2 pseudogenes are annotated in these 1,581 nt (G+C 25.4%); one reads left to right on the top strand and one right to left on the bottom strand.

Going from position 1 to position 1,581, the window contains the following annotated elements:
• Positions 1-520 precede the first annotated feature (520 nt).
• Positions 521-1,386: pseudogene (locus BLO14_RS05770) on the bottom strand (L-threonylcarbamoyladenylate synthase); the annotation flags it as partial.
• A 3-nt stretch (positions 1,387-1,389) separates the two neighbouring features.
• On the opposite strand from BLO14_RS05770, the pseudogene BLO14_RS06190 reads away from it, so the two are divergent.
• A pseudogene (locus BLO14_RS06190) lies at positions 1,390-1,516 on the top strand (RNA-guided endonuclease TnpB family protein); the annotation flags it as partial.
• Positions 1,517-1,581: the final 65 nt, after the last annotated feature.

Raw genomic sequence — 1,581 nt, 5'->3', positions numbered from 1 at the left:
TTTTTTTTTTGAACTGTTTGAAAACAAATTCATCGGCCTTATTGTTAAGATCCGAAACTCCTCTAAGCATGAAATTTATTTTTTTTTATCTACTATGTGATTAGGTGAATTTGTTAGTGTCTTATCTATTACATGTACATAATATAGCTCACAAGACATTATGAATAATATAAAAAACAATTTAACTATGTTATTAGTTTGCATTAAGTATTTCATATTAATAATAAAATATATGACAATATTGTAAAAATAAAAACATTTAATTAAATTTTTAAATGCTAAATAGTGAATTTCTAAAGCCAATTATAAAAACTTATTTAAATAGCAAAAAGAAATTAGAATATGATAAAGTATTTAATACCTATTATCATGAATTATTGGAAATAATAAAAAAAGAAAAAAAAATTTCAAACATAAAAGAATTTTGCAAAAAAGCTATATGAGAATTTAATATGGAAAAAATGAGCCATAATCCAAAAAAAATAAGATTTAAAAGCTGCAAAATGCCAAAAAAATAAGTTCAAATAAATTTATTTAAACTTATTTTCTTAATTCTGTCGTTTATTGCAGTCCCTAGTTCATAATCGTTTACAAATTCAAGTAAAATTTGTTTGTATTTGTTTTCAGAACTAGCCAATTCTTTATAAAGATTTTGCGTGTACTCGTCAAGACTGTGAAATATTGTAATATTTTTTTTATCCCACAAAAAACTAAACAAATAAGATTTTAGAGTATCTTTTGTTATAAGTATTTTTGTATCTTTATTTAAATATTTTCTTATATTGTCTTGACTTTTAAATAAATAGACGGGGATTATTGGTTTAGATTTTCCTACTAAAAATCTATTTCTGTTGTTGCGTAATTGACCGTATATTTGCCTTTAAGCGCTTCTTGAAGCATTTTTTTTGTAATTGCCCCCGGTCTTAATATTATTACGTTATCTTTTAGATCAAAACTGATAATCGTAGACTCAATACCAATATTAGAGTCTTTTTTTTCGTTTGCTTTTACTATCGCTTGAACAAGTCTATTAAATTCTCTATAAGCCATACTAAAGTTTGTTGCACAAAGCCTTTTTAATATATTTGCAGATAGAGTTGCTATAGGCACTTTAGATAGCCCGAAGCAGCTTTAAAGCCAATTTATTCGAGGGTATTCTTATTGCTACTGTGTTTAAATTTCCATTTACAAATTTGGATATTTTCATTGATTTTTTCAGTACGTATGTTATCGGGCCCGGACTAAATTTCTGAATTAGTATTAAAGCGCTTTTCGGAATATATTCCGTCAATTCTTTCATTTTTGCTACTGTATCAACATGTACTATCGATGGACTTGTGATAGCCTTTTTTTCACTAAGTAAAGCATTTTTACAGAATCGTCATTAAGCTACATGTGAATATTAAAAACAATGAAATTATTAAAAATGTAGTAGTAGAAAAAGATACTGATGATATAATATTACATTTCAGTAGCAATTGAGTGTTTAGATACTAAAAATAACAATAAAAGTGAACTACTAATTTTATAATCTTTGATTTAGAAATAATAGTTCACTAAAGCTGGGTTCAAAACCTAAGA

The organism is Borreliella japonica (assembly GCF_900099615.1).
GTDB lineage: Bacteria > Spirochaetota > Spirochaetia > Borreliales > Borreliaceae > Borreliella > Borreliella japonica.
This window is presented reverse-complemented; position numbering and strand designations above follow the sequence as displayed.